Below are 19,073 nucleotides of genomic sequence, written 5' to 3'. Positions count from 1 at the left end.
ATCGAATCCCGCGTACATTTCCCTCTCCCTGCAGGGCCCGCGGGATGCACTCAAGGTTCGCTGGATCGCGGAAGGGGTGTTACATCTGCGCGGCGTCGAGGAGTTTGCCGAGTTCCTCGCGGGTGAGCTCGCGGGTCTCCCCCAGCGGGAGCCGCCCCAGGCGTACCGGGCCGAAGGCGATCCGGGACAGCTTGCGCACCGGATGCCCGACCGAGTCCAGCATCCGGCGTACCACCCGATTCGCACCCGAGTGCAGGGTGACCTCGAGCAGGGTGCGTTCGGTGTGCGGGCTGCGGGAGACCAGCTTGATCTTGTCGGCTCTGACCTTGCCGTCCTCGAGGGTGACGCCCTTCTCGAGGCGCTTCAGGGCGTGGTTGTCCATCACACCTTCGACCTCGGCCAGGTAGGTCTTGGCGATCTCGTAGGAGGGGTGGGACAGCCGCTGGGCCAGTTCCCCGTCGTTGGTCATCAGCAGCAACCCGGTGGTCTCACCGTCCAGTCGCCCGACGTGGAACAGTCGCGGAACCCCGCGGGGCAGGTACTCGGTGAGATCGGGCCGGCCCTCGGGGTCTTCCATGGTGGAGATCACCCCGCGCGGCTTGTTCAGCGCCAGATAGACCTGCCGGCGCGCCGAGGGGATGCGGGACCCGTCGACGCGGATGGTGTCGCGTTCCGGATCGACGCGGACGCCCTGTTCGATCACCAGCTTGCCGTTCACCTCGACCCGGCCGTCGGCGATCAGCTGTTCGGCGGCCCGTCGGGAGGCGACCCCGGCCTGGGCGAGCACCTTCTGCAGGCGTACGCCGTCCTCGTCCTTCTCGCTCACGGCGTCTCCTCGGTCTCGGGGGTGGTTTCGGTATCTGGGGTGGTTTCGGTATCCGGGTCGGTTTCGGTATCCGGCGCGGTTTCGGTGCTGGCGGCGGGCACGGTGGGCTGTTCGACCAGGGTGCTCAGCTCGGCCTCCAGCTCGGCGGCCTCCGGCAGGTAGGGCGCGAGCGCGGGCAGCTCGTTGAGCGAGGTGAGGCCGAGTTTCTCGGTGAACAGGTCGCTGGTGCGGAACAGCAGCGCACCGGTCTCCTCATCGTGGCCGGCCTCCTCGATCAGGCCGCGGGCGGTGAGGGTACGCATCACCCCGTCCACGCTCACCCCGCGTACCGCGGCGACGCGGGTCCGCGAGATCGGCTGCAGGTAGGCCACCACCGCCAGGGTCTCCAGGGCGGCCTGGGAGAGCTTGGCCTGCTGGCCGTCCAGCACCCAGCGGTTGATCAGCTCGGCATGCTCGGCCCGGGTGTAGTAGCGCCAGCCACCGCCGACGTGCCGCAGCTCGAACCCGCGTCCGCTGCTGTCGTAGAACGCGGCCAGTTCGGACAGCACCTCGATCACCCGGTCCACCGGCGCGCGGGTCGCCTCGGCCAGGGTGGCGGCCGCCATCGGCTCCTCGGCCATCAACAGCAGCGCCTCGATCGCCCCGCTCAGGTTCTCCGGTGCGGTCTCCTCCGGCGCGGTCTCTGCGGGGTCCGTCTCCGTGGCCGCCGCGTCCTGCTCGGTGACGGTCTCGGGGGCGTCAGTCATCGTTCTCCTTCTGTGCTTCGGAATCTGCCGGCTGATCGGTCTGCTCCCCCGGCGGTTCGTCGAACTCGGCGGAGATGTCCAGATCGCCGGAATCGCTACCGGTCCAGCGGATCGTCAGCTCGCCGAGCGGGGTGAGCTGCTCGAAGGAGACCGCGCGTTCGCGGAACAGCTCCAGCAGCGCCAGGAACCGGCACACGGTGGTGACGCGGTCGGGTGAATCCCCGGTGAGCGCGCGGAAGGTGAGGGTACGCGAGCGGCGCAGCCGGTCGACGACCACCTGGGCCTGCTCGACGACGCTGACCGTCGGCGCGTGCAGGTGGGTCAGCGAGACCTCGACGGCCTGCTTGGGTGCCATCGCCCGCCCGGCCAGCGCGGCCAGCTGTTCGGGGGTGATGGTCAGCTGCACCTCGGGCAGCAGGCCGGCGTACCGGTCCTCCAACCCGCCGGGACGCGGATGCCGCAGCGATTCGCCGGCCAGCACCTCGGCCAGCCAGCCGGAGACCTCCTTGAACGCCCGGTACTGCAGCAGGCGTGCGAACAGCAGGTCCCGCGCCTCCAGCAGCGCCAGGTCCTCGGGGTCGTCGACCTCGCCGCTGGGGATCAGCCGGGCCGCCTTCAGGTCCAGCAGGGTCGCCGCGACCAGCACGAACTGGCTGGTCTGTTCCAGATCCCAGACCTCGCCGCCGGCCTTGATGTGCGCGATGAACTCATCGGTCACCCGGGACAATGCGACCTCGGTGATGTCCAGCTTGTGCTTGGCGATCAGCTGCAGCAGCAGATCGAAGGGGCCCTCGAAGTTGTCCAGGCGCAGGGTGAATCCGTCCTGCGGCCGCTCGGGCGCGGGGGGCGTGCTCTCGTCGACCGATCCCGGGGCGGGTCCGGTCACGATTCGGTGAGCCGGCTCAACAGCTCCGAATCCGGCCCGCTCTCGGCCAGGTCGTCCAGTGCGGCCGCCACCGCCTCCCGGACGAGCCGCCCACGATCCACCGCCAGACCGTGCTCGGCCCGCAGCGTCAATCGGGCCTGCTCCAGCCGGACGAGTTCCTCGCGGCTCACATAGACGGTGATCTTGTCCTCATGGCGGACCCGGCCGCTCCCCCGTTGGGCCGGGGTGCGGGACTTCGGCGTACGCCGGGGGGTCGTGTCGGGCGAGTCGCCCGACATCTCACCGTCGGCCGGCTCGTTCCCCTTGAGGATCTCGGCAGATCCGGGCATTGCTACTTTGCGTGGCATCGCGTCAGCACCTCACGCGCGAGTGTTCGGTACGCTTCCGCCCCCGGTGAGGAGGATGCGTAGGTGGTGATCGGTTCTCCCGCCACGGTGGTCTCGGGGAACTTCACGGTCCTGCGGATCACCGTGTGGAAGACGGTGTCACCGAAGGCCTGTACGACCCGTTCCAGCACCTCGCGGCTGTGCAGGGTCCGGGCGTCGTACATGGTCCCGAGGATTCCGGTGACCTGGAGTCGGGGATTCAGGCGTTCCTGAACCTTGGAAATAGTATCGGTGAGCAGCGCGATCCCCCGCAATGCGAAGAACTCGCACTCAAGCGGCATGATAACCCCATCGCTGGCGGTGAGCGCGTTGATCGTGAGCAGCCCGAGGCTCGGCGCGCAGTCGATCAGGATCACGTCGTAGCGGTCCCGGACCCGGTCCAGCACCCGCGCCAGGATCTGTTCCCGGGCGACCTCGCTGACCAGTTGCAGCTCGGCGGCGGACAGGTCGATGTTGGAGGGCAGGATGTCCATGCCCTCCACGACGGTCTCGTCGATCACCTCGTCGATGTCGGTGCCGCGGTCCATCAGCAGGTTGTAGACGCTGGTCTCCAGGGTGTGCGGGTTGACCCCCAGCCCCACCGACAGCGAGCCCTGCGGGTCGAAGTCGACCAGCAGCACCCGGCGGCCGGTCTCGGCGAGCGCGGCACCGAGGTTGATCGTGGTGGTGGTCTTGCCGACGCCACCCTTCTGGTTGCACATGGCGATGATCTGCGCGTGCTTCGGCCCGGCGGCCGGCGGGGCGGGTTCGGGCAGCTGCGGGAACGGCCGACCGGTCGGGCCGAGTGGTTCCTCGGCGCCGGTGTCGCGGTCCTCGGACTGCTCGTCCGCGGAGTCCTCGTCCTCGACGCGCGGCGGGGTCGGCTCGTCCGCCGCCCGCTCGGGCCAGCTGCGTTCCCGCTGCTCCTCGGCCATCTCGGTGGTGGTCTCGGCCGGTTCGAACTCGGCGGCCTCGGCGGCGACGACGGCCGGCGCGCTGGGCGACTCGCCTCCGTCGAAGAGGGTCTCCGGTTCGTCGACGGGCTGCGGGCGTACGCCGAAGCCGGGCTCGTCCCGCCGTGGGTCGTGCCGATCCTGGTCGAGCGAAGACACCCGGTTTCCTCCTGCTGGTCGTGACTGTGGTGCGACTGCTGTTCTGATCGAGCCTAGTACGCGCGTGGGTGCGCCGTCAGGTACGTCTCCCGGAGATGGTCGACGGTGACCAGGGTGTAGATCTGGGTGGTGGTCACCGAGGCGTGGCCGAGCAGCTCCTGCACCACCCGGACATCGGCGCCGCCGTCGAGCAGGTGGGTGGCATAGGAGTGCCGCAGGGTGTGCGGGGACACCTCGACCTCGAGCTTCGCCGCCGCCGCGGCCGCCTGCAGCACCGCCCAGGCACTCTGCCGGGACAACCGGTTGCCACGGGCGTTCAGCAGCAGCGCGGGCCCGCTCCCCTTGCCGCGGCGCGCGAACTCGGGGCGGCCGCGGACCAGCCAGGCGTCCAGTGCCTGCCGGGCGTACCCGCCGAGCGGGACGATCCGTTCCTTGTTGCCCTTGCCGATCAGCCGCAGCCCCAGATCCTCGTCGGCGTCGGGGCCGAGGAGCCGGGAAACATCGTCGACGTCGAGTCCGACGACCTCGGAGATCCGGGCACCGGTGCCGTAGAGCAGTTCCAGCAGCGCCCGATCCCGCAACCCGGTCGGGGTCTCGGTGTCCGGGGCGGCCAGCAGCGCCTCGACCTGGCTGAGGCTGAGCGCTTTCGGTAACCGGGCGCCGGCGCGCGGTGGCTGCACCTGGGCGGCGGGGTTGTCGGCGGTGATCCCCTCCTCGGCGGCGAACCGGTGCAGGCTGCGGATCGCGACCACCGCGCGGGCCACACTCGCCGGGGCCAGCGCGGCCCGATCCGGGGCACCGGTGCTCAGCTCGGCGGCATGGGCGGTGATGTCGGCCGCGGTGACCTGGCCGGGGTCACCGATCCCCCGCTCGGTGAGAAAATCGGCGTACCGGAACAGGTCGCGGCGATAGCTGGCCACCGTGTGGGTGGACATGCCGCGTTCCACGACCAGATGGTCCAGGTAGCCGTGGATCAGCCGCTCAACCGCGGTGTTCGCCATCGGGGGCGCGCTCGATCGGTGCGGCCGCGCGGAGTTCGGCGACCTGGTCACGGGCCGGCCAGGGCGCGTCGGCGGGCCGCAGGGCGTCGAGGCGGTCGCGGGCGGCCCACAGCGCCAGGCACCCCGAGACCAGCGACGGGCTCTGCAGCCGGCCGGCGAGGATGCCGTCGACGAGGTCGGCCAGCGGCACCCGGTAGTGGTCGAGGTGGGCCTCCTCGCCCTGCAGGGTGAACCCCTCCGGTGCCGGCGCGGCGCTCAGCCCGGTGGCCAGATACATCCGCAGGGTCTCGCTCACCCCGCCGGGGGTGGTGGTGATGTCGACCAGGACCCGCCAGTCGCTGGCGGCCAGACCGGCCTCCTCGGCGAGCTCGCGGGCCGCCGCCAGCTGGTACGCCTCGGCGTGCACGTCCAGCAGTCCGGCGGGCGGCTCGACGAGCCGCTGACCGAGGGGGTGGCGGTACTGCCCGATCACGATCACGTTGAACTCGTCGTCGACCGCGATCACACCGACCGCACCGACATGGTCGAGCCAGTCGCGGGTCATCGTCTCCCCCGACGGGGTCTCCACGACATCGCCGACGTAGTCGAACAGGCGCCCCTTGCCGAGCAGCCGGCGCTCGCGGACCGGCCAGTGCTCACCGACATCGGCGACCTCGGCGCCGCGCCGCAGCGGGAACCGCTGGATCCAGTCCTCACTCACCGCTGCCGGCTCCCACCTGCTCGGTCTGCTGCTGGTCGGCGGTCTGCTCCGCGCCGTCGCTCTCCTCGGTCCCGGGCTCGGTGGCCGGGTGCTCCGGCTCGTCCCACAACCGGGTGCTGCGCTGGTTGCGGATCGCGGCCCGGACCAGGCCGGCGAACAGCGGGTGGGCCTTGGTGGGCCGCGACTTCAGCTCGGGGTGCGCCTGGGTGGCGACGTAGAAGGGATGCGTCTCGGCGGGCAGTTCGACGAACTCCACCAGGGTGGAATCGGGAGAGGTGCCGCTGATCCGCAACCCGGCCTGTTCCAGCTGCTCGCGGTAGGCGTTGTTGACCTCGTAACGGTGCCGGTGCCGTTCCTCCACCCGGTGCACCCCGTAGAGGCCGGCGGTGATCGAGCCGCGGGCCAGGTCGGCCGGGTAGGAGCCGAGCCGCATGGTGCCGCCCAGGTCGCCCTCGCCGGAGACGATGTCGATCTGTTCGGCCATCGTGGCGATCACCGGGTGCTCGGTCTGCGGGTCGAACTCGGTGGAGGCGGCGTCCGGCATCCCGGCGACGTTCTGGGCGTACTCGATCACCATGCACTGCAGGCCGAGGCACAGTCCCAGGGTGGGGGTCCGGTTCTCCCGGGCGTACCGGAGGGCGCCGAGTTTTCCTTCCACGCCACGGATTCCGAAGCCGCCGGGGATCAGCACACCGTCCACGTCGCTGAGGTTGGCACGAGCGCCCTCGGGGGTGGCGCACTCGTCGGAGGCGACCCAGCGGACGTTGACCTTGGCCTTGTGGTGGAAACCGCCGGCGCGCAGCGCCTCGACCACCGAGAGGTAGGCGTCGGGCAGGTCGATGTATTTGCCGACCAGCGCGATGGTGACCTCGTCGGTGGGGTTGTGCACCCGGTCCAGCAGGTCGTTCCAACGGGTCCAGTCGACATCGCGGAAGGGCAGATCGAGCTTGCGGACCACGTAGGCGTCCAGGCCCTCGGCGTGGATCACCTTGGGGATGTCGTAGATGGAGGGGGCGTCGAAGGCGGTGACGACGGCCTCCTCCTCGACATCGCACATCAGCGCGATCTTGCGCTTCACCGATTCGGGCAGATCCCGGTCGGCGCGGCAGACGATCGCATCGGGCTGCAGGCCGACCTGGCGCAGCTGGGCCACCGAGTGCTGGGTGGGCTTGGTCTTCAGCTCCTTGGAGGGGCCGATGTAGGGCACCAGGGAGACGTGCAGGAAGAACGCGTTCTCCCGGCCGACCTCGCGGCGCGCCTGCCGGGCGGCCTCCAGGAACGGCAGCGATTCGATGTCGCCGACGGTGCCACCGATCTCGTGGATCACCACGTCGATGTCGGGACCCTCCATGGCGAGCATCTCGTCCTTGATCTCACCGGTGATGTGCGGGATCACCTGCACGGTGTCACCGAGATAGTCACCGCGCCGCTCCTTGGCGATCACCTGGGAGTAGACCTTGCCGGTGGTGACGTTGGCGCCGCCGGTGAGGTTGACGTCCAGGAAGCGCTCGTAGTGGCCGATGTCAAGATCGGTCTCCGCGCCGTCCTCGGTGACGAACACCTCGCCGTGCTGGAAGGGGTTCATCGTGCCCGGATCGACGTTCAGATAGGGATCCAGCTTCTGCATGGTCACCCGCAGCCCGCGGGCGATCAGCAGGCTGCCCAGACTGGAGGCCGTGAGGCCCTTGCCGAGCGAGGAGGCGACGCCTCCGGTGACGAATACGTGCTTGGTTTTCTTGGCGGCTCCCACGGGGTTCCAGCCTATCTCGGATCGCCGATTTCGTCCGCATCGCGCGCGCTCCGGCTCCGCTTCTTCTTCACCGGCCGGGCCTGACCGGCCTCGGTGAGCAGTTCGCGGGCGTGCGCGAGCGAGCTGTCGCTGGTGTCGATGCCGGCCATCATCCGGGCCAGTTCGGCCTCCCGTTCGGCGCCGTCGAGCTGGCGTACGCCGGAGGTGGTGACCTGGCCGTCGGAGGATTTCTGCACCACCAGATGCCGGTCGGCGAAGGCGGCGACCTGGGCCAGGTGGGTGACCACCAGCACCTGATGGTGCTCGGCCAGCCGGGCCAGCCGGCGGCCGATCTCCACAGCGACCCGGCCGCCGACGCCGGCGTCCACCTCGTCGAAGACCAGCGTGGTGCGCTCGGCCGCATCGGCCAGCACCACCTCCAGGGCCAGCCGGACCCGGGACAGCTCACCACCGGAGGCGACCCGGGCCAGCGGCCGGGGATCCGAACCGGGGTTCGCGGTGAACTGCAGCACCACCTGGTCCGCGCCGTGCGGACCGAGCCGGTCCAACGGGGTGATCGCGAACTCCAACCGGGCGTGCGGCATCGCCAGCGCGGCCAGCTCGGTCAACACCGCCGCGGAGAGCCGTTCGGCCGCCTTCGTGCGGAGCGCGGTCAACTCCGCGGCCCGGGTCGCGAGCCGCTCGTCGAGGGCGGCCACCTCGGCGGCGAGCGCCTCGATCCGGTCGTCGCTGGCGGCGAGTCCGCCGAGCCGGCCGGCGGCGTCGGCGGACCAGGCGAGCACCTCATCGACGGTCTCGCCGTATTTGCGGGTCAGCCCCTGCAGCGCGGCCCGCCGTTCGGCGATCCATTCCAGCCGGTTCGGGTCGGCCTCCAACCCGGCGAGATAGCCGGAGAGATCCTGGGCGAGCTCGGCGGCGAGCACCATCACCTCCCCGGACCGGTCGGCGAGGCCGGCGAGTTCGGGGTCCTGGGCGGCGGCCCCCTCGAGCGCCTTGCGGGCGGTCGCGGCCGCGGTCAGCGCGGACCCCTGGTCGATGGAGTCCTCATCGCCGGCCAGCGCCACCACGGCGGTGTGCGCGGCCAGCCGCAGATCGTCGACCGCCTGCAGTCGCTCCGCCTCGGCGGCCAGCGCGGTGTCCTCCCCCGGTTGCGGATCGACCTTCTCGATCTCGTCCAGGCCGAACTGCAGCAGGTCGGCCTCACGGGCGCGTTCGCGGGCGTGGTCGCGCAGATCGGCCAGTTCGGCGGCGGCCGCTTCGCGGGCGGCGTGGTCGGCCCGGTACGAGGCCAGCGCCTTCGCCAGCTTCGGCCCGGCCGCCCGATCCAGGATCTCCCGCTGCCGCGCCGGCGCCGCCAGGCGTACCTGTTCGGACTGGCCGTGGATGGTGACGAGTTGTTCGGCGATCTCCTGCTGCTGCGCCACCGGTACGCCCGCACCGCCGACGAATCCGCGGGAGCGACTGCCGCCGAGCTGGCGGGCCAGCAGCAGTTCGCCGTCGTCGAGCTCCCCGCCGGCCTCGCTGACCTGGTCGGCCAGGCCCTGGGGCAGCCGGGAGAAGACGCCCTCGACGCGGGCGCTGCGGGCGCCGCGGCGGATCGCACCGGAGTCGGCGCGCTGGCCGAGCAGCAGCCCGAGCCCGGTGACCACCATCGTCTTGCCGGCACCGGTCTCGCCGGTCACCACGCTGAGCCCGGGGGCCAGTTCGATGACGGCGTCGTCGATCACGCCCAGGTCGGCGATCCGCAGCTCGCCGATCACGGCGTCCGGGCTTCCGCGGCACCGCGCCAGCCCTCGACGCGCAGGTCGAACTTGCGCACCAGTCGATCGGTGAACGGTGCCATCGAGAGCCGGGCGAGCCGCAGCCGGTGTTCGCTGCGCAGCACCTCGACCTCCATCCCGCCGACGATGTCGACCGAGCGGCGGCCGTCGCACCAGACCACCCCGCGGTTGTCGTAGCTGACCAGCGGCTGGATGGTGATGTCGGAGGTCGGGCCGAGGACCATCGGGCGGGCGAACAGGGCGTGTGCCTGCAGCGGCACCACCAACAGGGCCTCCACGCCGGGCCAGATGACCGGGCCGCCGGCGGAGAAGGCGTACGCCGTGGAGCCGGTCGGGGTCGCGACCAGCACCCCGTCGCAGCCCCAGCGGTGCAGCGGCCGGTCGTCGACCGCGACCAGCACCTCGAGCATCCGCTCCCGCGAGCCCTTCTCCAACGACACCTCGTTGACCGCGAACGAGCTCCACACGGTCTGCCCGTTCTCGCTGCGTGGCCGGTCACGGACGGTGACCTGCACGGTCATCCGCTCCTCGACCGAATAGGAGCGCGTCACCACCGCGGTGACGACCTGGTCGAGCTCGTGCGATTCGGCCTCGGCGAGGAAGCCGACGTGGCCGAGGTTGACCCCGAGCAGCGGCACATCGCGGGGCACGGCCCATTCGGCCGCGCGCAGGATGGTGCCGTCGCCGCCGAAGACGACGGCCAGTTCGCAGTCGGTCTCGAAGGCGGACTGGTCGAGTTCCTGCACCGCACAACCGGCGAGCAGTTCACCGAGCTGGGCCAGGTCCTCGGCCGGCACCCGGCTGACGATGCCGCGGGCGGTCAGCCCGGCGATGCAGCGTGCCGCGGCCTCGATCGCCTCCCGGCGGTGGATGTGGGTGAGCACGGCGACGCTGCGGGTCGGCTGGTCGGCTGCGGGCTCAGTCACGGCCCTCAGCATAGGGCGTGGCCCCGACGGTTCCGGACACCCATACGAAGTACTCCACATTGCCCGAGGGTCCGGGCAGCCGGCTGCGGAACCGGCCCCGGCTGCGCCGCCGGTACGCCGCCAGTTCGGACTCCACCGCGGCGACGGTCTGCTCGCGCAACGCCTCGTCGCGGACCACCCCGCCCTTGCCGAGCCGTTCCCGACCGACCTCGAACTGGGGTTTCACCATCAGCAGCGCCTCCCCGGCCGGTGCGAGCACCGAGAACAGCGGGGCGAGCAGCAGTTTCAGCGAGATGAAGGAGACATCGGCGACCACCAGGTCGACCGGTTCGCCGTCGACGTGGTCGAGGGTGAGGTCGCGCAGGTTGGTCTGTTCGTGGACGCTGATCCGTGGGTCGGCGCGCAGCATCGGATGCAGCTGATCGGTGCCGACGTCGATCGCATAGACCCGTTCCGCGCCGCGCTCGAGCAGCACCTGGCTGAACCCGCCGGTGGAGGATCCGGCGTCCAGCACCCGCGGCGGGACCCGGGCACCGGTGTCGTTCAGGGCGCCGAGCAGTTTCTCGGCGGCCCGGGAGACGTAATGGTCGCCGGCCCCGTGCTCGATGACGGGGTCGATGCCGTGGGGCACGATCGCCGCGGGGCGGCGTACCACCTCACCGGCCAGACTGACCCGGCCGTCGCGGATCAGTTCGGCGGCGTGGCCGCGGGAGCGGGCCAGCCCGCGGCGGACGAGTTCGGCATCCAGGCGCACGCCTCAGGCGCTTCCCTGCGCCCCGGAATCGCTGGATTCGTCGGAGAGTACGCCGTGCAGGGCCTCGTGGGCGCGGGCCAGCCGGTCGTGGTGTTCGGCGACCGGCTGGTCGGCGAGGCCGTCCAGCTCGGCCAGCACCCCGTCCACCTGGTCGTGCCCGGTCCGCGGCGCGGGCGGCACCGTGGGGTCGGGCCGCGTCGTTTCGTCGTCGGACATCTCGCCTCCGTCTCCTCCGGTCATGGCAGCCGGTCCAGTCGTGCCAGGGCCCGGGCCACCGCGGGTTCGGTGGGATCGCTGCCCGGCGGCAGTACGCCCAGCAGCGCGCGCAGTGCGTCCAGCTGCTGCTGCGGGCTCTGCAGCGGCCCCTCCAGTTCCAGCGTGTCACCGGTGCGCCGGGCGGTGTGCGCGCCGCAGCGGGCGTATCCCTCGCCGGTCTCGAGCCGGGCGGCCGGTTCGAGCAGGGCACCGACGCCGAGGCCGAGGTGATCGGGGCGGGTGGTCGCGGCGACCACATCGGTCTTGCCGTGGGCGCCGGTGAACACCAGCAGGCTGGTCATGCCGACCGCGGCCGCGCCGTCGATGTCGGTGTCCAGCCGGTCCCCGACGAAGATCGGGTCGGTGGCGCCCAGTCGGCGTACCGTCTCGGTGAGCAGCGGCGGGTGCGGTTTGCCGGCGACCTCCGGGTCGACGGCGACGGCCTGCCGGAGCGCACCGATCTGGGCGCCCGCTCCGGCGACCAGACCACGGTCGGTGGGCCGATTGCTGTCGGTATTGGTGGCCACCCACAGCGCACCCGCCTGGATGGCGAAGCCGGCCTCGTCGATGAGCTGCCAGGGCAACTCGGGGTGATAACCCTGGATCACCGCGGCGGGCCGGTCGGCGGTGCTGGTGACCGGTGTCATGCCGACCGCCAGCACCTCATCGCGCAGCGCGTCGGTGCCGACCACCAGCACCGGGGAACCGGCGGGAAGGCGATCGGCGAGCATCCGGGCACCCGCCTGGGAGGAGGTGACCACGTCACCGGTCTCGGCCGGTACGCCGAGTTCGCGCAGGTGGGCCGCCACCGCGGCCGGGGTGCGGGCGGCGTTGTTGGTGACGTAGCCGATCTGCACCCCTCGCTCGCGCAGCGCGGCGATCCCCTCCGCCGCACCGGGGATCGGCTGCGGGCCCAGATAGACGACTCCGTCGAGGTCGAACAGCGCCGCATCGTGGCCGTCGACGAGTGCGCTCACTCCTCGGTCTCCGTGGGCCGATCCTCCGCATCACCGGTCCCGGTTTCGCCGGTCCCGGGCTCGGGGTCAGCCTCCTCGGCGTCGTCGAAGTCGATGACCAGGCCCTCGAGCCGGGCGACGCGCTCGTCGGCGTCGGTGACCCCGTCGGTGTCGAGCTTCGCCGCGGCGGCGAACCAGGTGTGCGCGGCCTCCCGGTCCCCGGCTTCGAGCAACCGGTCGGCATAGGCGTAGCGCAACCGCGCCGCACTGTCGGCGGGAACCCGCCGTCCCCGGGAGGCGGCGATCTCACTCTGCAGCAGCCGCCGCGCCTCGGCGTCCTGACCGAGATCGGCGCGGGCCCCGGCTTCGACGATCCGCAACTCGATCCGGGTCCCGGGATCCAGGTCGGCCTCCGCGCCCTGGCGGGCGAGCTTCAGCGCCTCCTCGGGGCGGCCGAGGGCACGTTCGCAGTCGGCCAGCACCGCGAGGTATTCATCGTCCCCGCTCATCCGGCGCAGCGCCCGATATTCGCTGAGGGCCGCGGCGTAATCCTCGGCGGCGTAGGCGGTCTCGGCGACCGCGGCGCGTACCACCGGCAACCTGGAGGCCAGCCGGCGAGCGACCTTCGCATGGGCGTACGCCAGTTCCGGGTCCTCATCGACCAGCAGCCCGGCGGCGAGCAGTCGCGGACCGACCCTGTCGGCGAGATCGGCCGGCAGACCCCGCAGCTCGGCCTTCACCCCGCGCGGGAGCTGACGCAGATCGAGATCCTCGGGGAGGTCGGGTTCGTTCTCCGGGGTACGGACGAGACCGCGGGTGATCCGATCGTTCTCGGCAGCTTCGGGGCGCGAGCCCTCGCGGAATCGGTCCGGGCGATCAGCACCGCGTCGGTAGTCCCGGTCGCCCTGCGGCCGGCCACCCTGCCGTCGGTCACCCCGGTCATCCCGACGCCGGTCGTCTTGACGCCGATCGTCCCGCCCGCGGTCATCTCGACGGCGATCGTCCCGCCCGCGGTCGTCTCGACGGCGATCGTCCCGGCCACGATCATCACGACGGCGATCGTCCCGGCCACGATCATCTCGACGGCGATCGTCCCGCCCGCGGTCATCACGACGGCGATCGTCCTGGCGACGCTCCCCGCTCGGGCGACCAGAACCCCGGCGTCCGTCCGAGCCGTCCTCCCGGCGGTCTATGCGACCGCGGCCGGCGGGCCGGCGATCACCGTCGCGGCCAGGTCGACCACCACCGGACCGCCGATCCTGCGGCCCACCGGGCCGCCCTCCGCGGCCTCGGGGCCGGTCGCTGCTGCCGCCGGATCCACGGCGTTCATTTTCTGCCACCTGCCAATCCTGCCGGAGCGCCCGGCTGTGTGCAAAGCGTCCGGAGACGCAAAAACACCTCTGGGTGGCTCACGAATGAGCCACCCAGAGGTGTTGTGTTGTCCGGCGACGTCCTAGTCTCCCACACACTCCCGTGTGCAGTACCTTCGGCGCTGAGGGGCTTAACTTCCGGGTTCGGAATGGGACCGGGTGTTTCCCCCTCGCCATGGCCACCGAAACTCTATTGAGATGTGTCGGACCGACCAGGCCACAAACTAGTTGTGGCGGCGGTTTCCCGACCGTATCTCGGGAACCTCACAGTGGACGCGTAGCACCTTTGTAGGAACAAGCCCTCGGACTATTAGTATCGGTCAGCTCCGTGCATTGCTGCACTTCCACATCCGACCTATCACCCGGTGGTCTTCCGGGGTCCTTAACTCACAAAGAGTGGGAGCCCTCATCTTGAAGCGTGCTTCCCGCTTAGATGCTTTCAGCGGTTATCACTTCCCAACGTAGCCAACCAGCCGTGCTCTTGGCAGAACAACTGGCACACCAGAGGTTAGTCCGTCCCGGTCCTCTCGTACTAAGGACAGCTCTTCTCAAGACTCCTACGCGCGCAGCGGATAGGGACCGAACTGTCTCACGACGTTCTAAACCCAGCTCGCGTGCCGCTTTAATGGGCGAACAGCCCAACCCTTGGGACCGACTCCAGCCCCAGGATGCGACGAGCCGACATCGAGGTGCCAAACCATGCCGTCGCTATGGACGCTCGGGCAAGATCAGCCTGTTATCCCCGGGGTACCTTTTATCCGTTGAGTGACGGCGCTTCCACATGCCACCGTCAGATCACTAGTCCCGACTTTCGTCCCTGCTTGAGATGTCTCTCTCACAGTCAAGCTCCCTTGTGCACTTACACTCAAAACCTGATTGCCAACCAGGCTGAGGGAACCTTTGGGCGCCTCCGTTACCTTTTGGGAGGCGACCGCCCCAGTCAAACTACCCATCAGGCACTGTCCCTGATCCGGATAACGGATCGAGGTTAGATAACCAGAGCAACCAGAGTGGTATTTCAACGTTGACTCCACACTCACTGGCGTGAATGCTTCAAAGTCTCCCACCTATCCTACACAAGCTGCACCAATCACCAATACCAAACTATAGTAAAGGTCCCGGGGTCTTTCCGTCCTGCTGCGCGTAACGAGCATCTTTACTCGTAGTGCAATTTCGCCGAGTTCGTGGTGGAGACAGTAGGAAAGTCGTTACTCCATTCGTGCAGGTCGGAACTTACCCGACAAGGAATTTCGCTACCTTAGGATGGTTATAGTTACCACCGCCGTTTACTGGGGCTTAAGTTCAGTGCTTCGCCGAAGCTAACACTTCCCCTTAACCTTCCAGCACCGGGCAGGAGTCAGTCCGTATACATCGTCTTGCGACTTGGCACGGACCTGTGTTTTTAGTAAACAGTCGCTTTCCCCTGGTCTCTGCGGCCCTCAACGCTCGAAGAGCAAGTCTCGTCACGTGTCAGGCCCCCCTTATTCCGAAGTTACGGGGGTATTTTGCCGAGTTCCTTCACCACGATTATCTCGATCGCCTTGGTATTCTCTACCTAACCACCTGAGTCGGTTTGGGGTACGGGCGGCTTACAAACTCGCTCACGAAGATTTTCTAGGCAGCATAGGATCACTCACTCGATGGGACGTATCCCACCCAGCCGTCATGTCTCAGGCACATGAGACGCGGATTTGCCTACGTCTCGCCCTACACACTTAGCCCGGGACTACCATCGCCCGGGATGAGCTACCTTCCTGCGTCCCTCCGCAGCTTGCCTAGTACAAGTTTGGGTCACAGAGTCAGTCGCTTCAGTCCGAAGACGTCCACGACCTTCCATGCTTAGCATTACCTGATTCGGCAGGGGCGTTTGTACGCCGGTACGGGAATATCAACCCGTTGTCCATCGACTACGCCTGTCGGCCTCGCCTTAGGTCCCGACTTACCCAGGGCAGATTAGCTTGACCCTGGAACCCTTGGTTATTCGGCGGACGGGTTTCTCACCCGTCATTCGCTACTCATGCCTGCATTCTCACTCGTGTGCTCTCCACGGCTGGGTCACCCCGCCGCTTCGTCGCGCACACGACGCTCCCCTACCCATCCACACACCTGGATCGAAATCAGGTTATTGTGTGAATGCCACAACTTCGGCGGATAGCTTGAGCCCCGCTAAATTGTCGGCGCGGAATCACTTGACCAGTGAGCTATTACGCACTCTTTCAAGGGTGGCTGCTTCCAAGCCAACCTCCTGGTTGTCTGCGCAACTCCACATCCTTTTCCACTTAGCTATCGCTTAGGGGCCTTAGTTGGTGATCTGGGCTGTTTCCCTCTCGACAATGAAGCTTATCCCCCACTGTCTCACTGCCGCACTCTCACTTGCCGGCATTCGGAGTTTGGTTAATTTCGGTAAGCTTGTGGGCCCCCTAGACTATCCAGTGCTCTACCTCCGGCAAGAAACATGCGACGCTGCACCTATATGCATTTCGGGGAGAACCAGCTATTACGGAGTTTGATTGGCCTTTCACCCCTATCCACAGCTCATCCCCCCAGTTTTCAACCTAGGTGGGTTCGGTCCTCCACGACGTCTTACCGTCGCTTCAACCTGGCCATGGATAGATCACTCCGCTTCGGGTCTAGAGCACGCCACTCACTCGCCCTGTTCGGACTCGCTTTCGCTACGGCTTCCCCACACGGGTTAACCTCGCGACGTACCACTAACTCGCAGGCTCATTCTTCAAAAGGCACGCCGTCACCCTTACGGGCTCCGACGGATTGTAGGCAATCGGTTTCAGGTACTATTTCACTCCCCTCCCGGGGTACTTTTCACCTTTCCCTCACGGTACTTGTCCGCTATCGGTCACCAAGGAGTATTTAGGCTTAGCGGGTGGTCCCGCTGGATTCACACGGAATTTCAGGGGTTCCGTGTTACTTGGGGTGACGCTCAAGAGTGATCACGTTACGACTACAGGGGTGTTACCTTCTGTGCCGCACTATCCCAAAGTGCTTCGTCTTCGGTGATCATTTTTGACTCTTTGACCAGTCAACAGCCTGGTCGGAGCGGCCCCACTACACCGCAACTGCAACGCCTGTCAGCTATCACACAGATGCGGTTTGGCCTCTTCCGCGTTCGCTCGCCACTACTTACGGAATCACGGTTGTTTTCTGTTCCTGTGGGTACTGAGATGTTTCACTTCCCCACGTTCCCTACCACTGCCCTATGTGTTCAGGCAGGGGTCGCCGGACATTACTCCGGTTTCTTTCGAGGTTTCCCTATTCGGAGATCCCCGGATCGAAGCTCGTTTACCAGCTCCCCGGGGCTTATCGCAGGTTACAACGTCCTTCATCGGCTCTTGGTGCCTAGGCATCCACCGATTGCCCTTAGTAGCTTGTTGTTACTACAAAGATGCTCGCGTCCACTGTGAAGTTCTCAAGATACGGGCGGTACCAGGACCAACACCCTTGGGTGTTGATCGGTGGTCCGCAGAAGAGTTGTCGCTTTCGCGAACGACCCTTCAGGACCCAACAGCGTGCTCGGGCCGGCCGCTCCACCTGGCTGGTTCCACTCCGTTGATGTGATCGCTGGTTGTACTTGAGCCGGCTTCGCCGGTCGGCTTAATGGTCAATGTTCCACATTCCGTAGCCTGTCCGACCGAGAACGTTTGTCTCGGAACCGGACGCTGGACACTCACTGCTATGAGTGAGTGCCATGGGCTCCTTAGAAAGGAGGTGATCCAGCCGCACCTTCCGGTACGGCTACCTTGTTACGACTTAGTCCTAATTACCAGCCCCACCTTCGACGGCTCCCTCCAAAAGGTTGGGCCACCGGCTTCGGGTGTTGCCGACTTTCATGACTTGACGGGCGGTGTGTACAAGGCCCGGGAACGTATTCACCGCAGCGTTGCTGATCTGCGATTACTAGCGACTCCGACTTCATGGGGTCGAGTTGCAGACCCCAATCCGAACTGAGACTGGCTTTTTGGGATTCGCTAAACCTTGCGGTTTCGCAGCCCTTTGTACCAGCCATTGTAGCATGCGTGAAGCCCTGGACATAAGGGGCATGATGACTTGACCTCATCCCCACCTTCCTCCGAGTTGACCCCGGCAGTCTCCTATGAGTCCCCGGCATTATCCGCTGGCAACATAGGACGAGGGTTGCGCTCGTTGCGGGACTTAACCCAACATCTCACGACACGAGCTGACGACAGCCATGCACCACCTGTATACCGACCTTGCGGGGCACCTGTCTCCAGATGTTTCCGGTATATGTCAAACCCAGGTAAGGTTCTTCGCGTTGCATCGAATTAATCCGCATGCTCCGCCGCTTGTGCGGGCCCCCGTCAATTCCTTTGAGTTTTAGCCTTGCGGCCGTACTCCCCAGGCGGGGCACTTAATGCGTTAGCTACGGCACGGATCACGTGGAATGTGACCCACACCTAGTGCCCACCGTTTACGGCGTGGACTACCAGGGTATCTAAGCCTGTTTGCTCCCCACGCTTTCGCTCCTCAGCGTCAGGAAAGTCCCAGAGAACCGCCTTCGCCACCGGTGTTCCTCCTGATATCTGCGCATTCCACCGCTCCACCAGGAATTCCGTTCTCCCCTAACTTCCTCTAGTCTGCCCGTATCGGAAGCAGGCTCAGAGTTAAGCCCTGAGTTTTCACTTCCGACGCGACAAACCGCCTACGAGCTCTTTACGCCCAATAATTCCGGACAACGCTCGGACCCTACGTATCACCGCGGCTGCTGGCACGTAGTTGGCCGGTCCTTCTTCTGCACCTACCGTCACTTTCGCTTCGTCGGTGCTGAAAGCGGTTTACAACCCGAAGGCCGTCATCCCGCACGCGGCGTTGCTGCATCAGGCTTGCGCCCATTGTGCAATATTCCCCACTGCTGCCTCCCGTAGGAGTCTGGGCCGTATCTCAGTCCCAGTGTGGCCGGTCGCCCTCTCAGGCCGGCTACCCGTCGAAGCCTTGGTGAGCCGTTACCTCACCAACTAGCTGATAGGCCGCGAGCCCATCCTTGACCGCCGGAGCTTTCCACTTCATCAGATGTCTGAAGAAGTAATATCCGGTATTAGACGCCCTTTCGAGCGCTTATTCCAGTGTCAAGGGTAGGTTGCTCACGTGTTACTCACCCGTTCGCCACTCGTGTACTCCGAAGAGCCTTACCGTTCGACTTGCATGTGTTAAGCACGCCGCCAGCGTTCGTCCTGAGCCAGGATCAAACTCTCCGTTGAAAAAATTCGGCAGACCGAAGTCCGCCTCAAAATCAACGAGTCTGATTCCTGACAGGATCCATTGCTGGATCTATCAATAATCAACTCAAAGAAATCCATCCTCCGTTGACGGATCGGTGATCCGATCAGTCGCCAGAGCACGGGGTTTCTGTGCATCTTTGGCATTGACTTTTAAGCACGCTGTTGAGTTCTCAAGTTTCGTTCGCACACCGCCCGGAGCCTCTCGGCCTCGTTTGGGGCAACCTGTCTTACTTTACTCGCTTCCTTCCGCGGTGTCAACTCCGCTTCCGGGGCGATCGGTGTGACCTTGGCCACACCTGAGTCGCTGTTCCGCCTCGGCTTCCCGAGCGACTCGATCAATCTTAGTTACCGCGTTTCCCCTTGTCAAACCGGGGATTCGGGGTGACTTGCCGC

Annotated in this window: 15 protein-coding genes, 3 rRNA genes and 1 pseudogene; all 19 read right to left on the bottom strand. The window is 67.0% G+C overall.

Features of this window, described 5'->3' with window-relative positions; all coding sequences use genetic code 11:
• Positions 1–79: 79 nt before the first annotated feature.
• Complete coding sequence (locus BI335_RS01395; RefSeq protein WP_094356186.1) at positions 80–826, bottom strand: pseudouridine synthase; 747 nt, start codon at positions 824–826, stop codon at positions 80–82.
• The gene (gene scpB, locus BI335_RS01390) at positions 823–1,572 is read right to left on the bottom strand and encodes an SMC-Scp complex subunit ScpB (protein ID WP_094356187.1); all 750 of its coding nucleotides are present in this window, start codon (positions 1,570–1,572) and stop codon (positions 823–825) included. The genes BI335_RS01395 and scpB overlap by 4 nt, the downstream gene beginning before the upstream one ends.
• Positions 1,565–2,458 carry a segregation and condensation protein A gene (locus BI335_RS01385; RefSeq protein ID WP_172421668.1) on the bottom strand — a complete coding sequence of 298 codons (894 nt, stop codon included), beginning with the start codon at positions 2,456–2,458 and terminating at the stop codon, positions 1,565–1,567. The genes scpB and BI335_RS01385 overlap by 8 nt, the downstream gene beginning before the upstream one ends.
• Positions 2,455–2,787, bottom strand: coding sequence for a hypothetical protein (locus tag BI335_RS01380; protein ID WP_407644061.1), 333 nt, complete (start codon positions 2,785–2,787; stop codon positions 2,455–2,457). Before BI335_RS01380 ends, BI335_RS01385 begins: the two co-directional genes overlap by 4 nt.
• 2 nt (positions 2,788–2,789) lie before the next feature.
• Positions 2,790–3,641: pseudogene (locus BI335_RS01375) on the bottom strand (ParA family protein); the annotation flags it as partial.
• Between the two features lie 347 nt (positions 3,642–3,988).
• Entirely contained in the window at positions 3,989–4,936 is a 948-nt protein-coding gene (xerD, locus tag BI335_RS01370) for a site-specific tyrosine recombinase XerD (RefSeq protein ID WP_094356190.1), read from the bottom strand.
• Entirely contained in the window at positions 4,917–5,636 is a 720-nt protein-coding gene (locus BI335_RS01365; protein WP_229119385.1) for an NUDIX domain-containing protein, read from the bottom strand. The genes xerD and BI335_RS01365 overlap by 20 nt, the downstream gene beginning before the upstream one ends.
• On the bottom strand, positions 5,629–7,386 hold the full coding sequence (locus BI335_RS01360; RefSeq protein WP_094429456.1) for a CTP synthase: 1,758 nt from the start codon (positions 7,384–7,386) through the stop codon (positions 5,629–5,631). The genes BI335_RS01365 and BI335_RS01360 overlap by 8 nt, the downstream gene beginning before the upstream one ends.
• An 11-nt stretch (positions 7,387–7,397) precedes the next feature.
• On the bottom strand, positions 7,398–9,146 hold the full coding sequence (gene recN, locus BI335_RS01355; RefSeq protein ID WP_094356192.1) for a DNA repair protein RecN: 1,749 nt from the start codon (positions 9,144–9,146) through the stop codon (positions 7,398–7,400).
• Positions 9,143–10,105, bottom strand: coding sequence for an NAD kinase (locus BI335_RS01350; RefSeq protein WP_094356193.1), 963 nt, complete (start codon positions 10,103–10,105; stop codon positions 9,143–9,145). The genes recN and BI335_RS01350 overlap by 4 nt, the downstream gene beginning before the upstream one ends.
• Positions 10,086–10,847, bottom strand: coding sequence for a TlyA family RNA methyltransferase (locus BI335_RS01345; RefSeq protein ID WP_094356194.1), 762 nt, complete (start codon positions 10,845–10,847; stop codon positions 10,086–10,088). Before BI335_RS01345 ends, BI335_RS01350 begins: the two co-directional genes overlap by 20 nt.
• A gap of 3 nt (positions 10,848–10,850) precedes the next feature.
• Entirely contained in the window at positions 10,851–11,063 is a 213-nt protein-coding gene (locus BI335_RS01340) for a hypothetical protein (RefSeq protein WP_094356195.1), read from the bottom strand.
• A 20-nt stretch (positions 11,064–11,083) separates the two neighbouring features.
• Positions 11,084–12,079 carry an HAD-IIA family hydrolase gene (locus BI335_RS01335; RefSeq protein WP_094356196.1) on the bottom strand — a complete coding sequence of 332 codons (996 nt, stop codon included), beginning with the start codon at positions 12,077–12,079 and terminating at the stop codon, positions 11,084–11,086.
• Positions 12,076–12,798 carry a hypothetical protein gene (locus tag BI335_RS01330; RefSeq protein ID WP_094356197.1) on the bottom strand — a complete coding sequence of 241 codons (723 nt, stop codon included), beginning with the start codon at positions 12,796–12,798 and terminating at the stop codon, positions 12,076–12,078. Before BI335_RS01330 ends, BI335_RS01335 begins: the two co-directional genes overlap by 4 nt.
• A complete protein-coding gene (locus BI335_RS01325; protein ID WP_144009052.1) occupies positions 12,795–13,169 on the bottom strand; it encodes a hypothetical protein in 375 nt (124 codons plus the stop codon). Before BI335_RS01325 ends, BI335_RS01330 begins: the two co-directional genes overlap by 4 nt.
• 78 nt (positions 13,170–13,247) lie before the next feature.
• On the bottom strand, positions 13,248–13,388 hold the full coding sequence (locus tag BI335_RS21290; protein ID WP_172421667.1) for a hypothetical protein: 141 nt from the start codon (positions 13,386–13,388) through the stop codon (positions 13,248–13,250).
• A gap of 110 nt (positions 13,389–13,498) precedes the next feature.
• Positions 13,499–13,615 (bottom strand): 5S ribosomal RNA (rrf, locus tag BI335_RS01320).
• A gap of 103 nt (positions 13,616–13,718) precedes the next feature.
• Positions 13,719–16,817: ribosomal RNA gene (locus BI335_RS01315) — 23S ribosomal RNA — on the bottom strand.
• Between the two features lie 327 nt (positions 16,818–17,144).
• Positions 17,145–18,659: ribosomal RNA gene (locus BI335_RS01310) — 16S ribosomal RNA — on the bottom strand.
• Together the 16S, 23S and 5S rRNA genes form the textbook arrangement of a ribosomal RNA operon.
• Positions 18,660–19,073 lie beyond the last annotated feature (414 nt).

Origin of the sequence: Enemella evansiae (genome assembly GCF_002250705.1) — a bacterium.
GTDB lineage: Bacteria > Actinomycetota > Actinomycetes > Propionibacteriales > Propionibacteriaceae > Enemella > Enemella evansiae.
The sequence above is the reverse complement of the archived record's forward strand: the minus strand, read 5'-3'. Positions and strand labels throughout refer to the sequence as shown.